This is a genomic window from Mesorhizobium sp. LNHC229A00, assembly GCF_000502415.1.
Lineage (GTDB): Bacteria > Pseudomonadota > Alphaproteobacteria > Rhizobiales > Rhizobiaceae > Mesorhizobium.
Window position 1 is genome coordinate 1 of record NZ_AYWQ01000068.1, and the last position, 1555, is coordinate 1555.

The window sequence follows — 1555 nt, forward strand, 5'->3', positions numbered from 1 at the left end:
ATTTCCTGATCCCGATCAGACCGATCATTTGCCCTTGACGTTCACGACCTCCTCACATGCCGCCCATCATGGCGTCGCAGTCGCCGAGTAAATGCTCAGGCTACTGCGCTGCCAAGATCCCGGTAATCCTCTTTCTTCGTCAACATTGCCCACACCGAGCGAGCCATCTTGTTGGCCAATGCCATGGCAACCAGCATCAGCGGTTTGCGATCCAGCATTCGGGCGAGCCATGAGCCGGGTCGGGCGCCGCGGCGGGAGGCCCACTGTATGACGGCCATGGCGCCGATGATCAGCAGCCGTCGGATGTCCCGCTGGCCCATTTTCGACGTGCGGCCGAGCCGCTGCTTTCCGCCTGTCGAATGTTGAACCGGCACCAGCCCCAGCCAGGCGGCGAAGTCGCGACCGCGCTTGAAGGTCGCCATTGGGGGCGCGAACGCTTCCACCGCCATGGCCGTGATCGGGCCAATTCCCGGCATGGTCTGAAGGCGGCGTGTATCCTCCCCACACTGAGCTTCGCGGCGAAGGATCTTCTCAAGCTCNAATTCCCGGCATGGTCTGAAGGCGGCGTGTATCCTCCCCACACTGAGCTTCGCGGCGAAGGATCTTCTCAAGCTCTGCAATCTCGCAGCTCAACCGGTCGACCTGCTCCAAGTACACGCGACCAACGTCGAGGACCAGTTGGGGCATCGTTGGCTCGGCCGCACCCATCACGGCAGCCAAAGTCTTCAGATGAGCCGGACCTTGCGGTGCGATGACACCGTGTTCGGCAAGATGCCCGCGCAATGCGTTGATNAAGTCTTCAGATGAGCCGGACCTTGCGGTGCGATGACACCGTGTTCGGCAAGATGCCCGCGCAATGCGTTGATCAGCTGCGTGCGCTGGCGCACCAGCAAATCGCGCGTTCGGAACACCATCGACCTCGCTTGCTGCTCTTCCGTCTTCACCGCCACGAACCTCATCGTCGGTCGTGATCCTGCTTCAGCTATGGCCTCGGCATCAGCGGTGTCGTTTTTCTGGCGCTTTACATATGGCTTGACGTAGTTGGGCGGAATGAGCCTCACCTCGTGGCCCAGCTGCTGTATGGCCCGGCCCCATTCGTGGGCGCTCGCGCAGGCCTCCATGGCGACCACACAGGTCGGCTGTCGGGCCAAAAACGGGACGACCTGAGAGCGAGCAATTCTCTTCCGGAATGCAACGCTGCCGTCGGCGTGCGCGCCATGAGCGTGGAAGACGCGCTTCGCCAGATCGATGCCGATGATGGTGACGGTGTTCATGTTGTTCCTCCTGATATCCGCAGCCCATTCTACGATCGCAACTCTGCCACGCCGTTGGCGGGAGGGGCATCCACTCCATCAACTCCTGAGAAGGTGGAACCATGACAAGCAAGGCGACCAACAAGTTCTCTCCCGAGGTCCGGACCCCCCGCGGTGCGGCTGGTTCTGGATCACGAACGCGAGCATACGTCGCGGTGGGCGGCGGTTTCATCGACCGCCGCCAAGATCGGCTGCAAGAAAGCCGAGCGTGACGGCGGCGTGCGCGCCGGAGTTCCCACGGA

At 62.1% G+C, this 1555-nt stretch carries 2 pseudogenes; one reads left to right on the forward strand and one right to left on the reverse strand.

Features of this window, described 5'->3' with window-relative positions:
* Positions 1–95: 95 nt before the first annotated feature.
* Positions 96–1274 (reverse strand): annotated as a pseudogene (locus X742_RS01000000171145) (IS110 family transposase).
* A 101-nt stretch (positions 1275–1375) separates the two neighbouring features.
* Here X742_RS01000000171145 and X742_RS1000000173585 point away from each other — a divergent pair.
* Positions 1376–1555: pseudogene (locus X742_RS1000000173585) on the forward strand (IS3 family transposase); the annotation flags it as partial.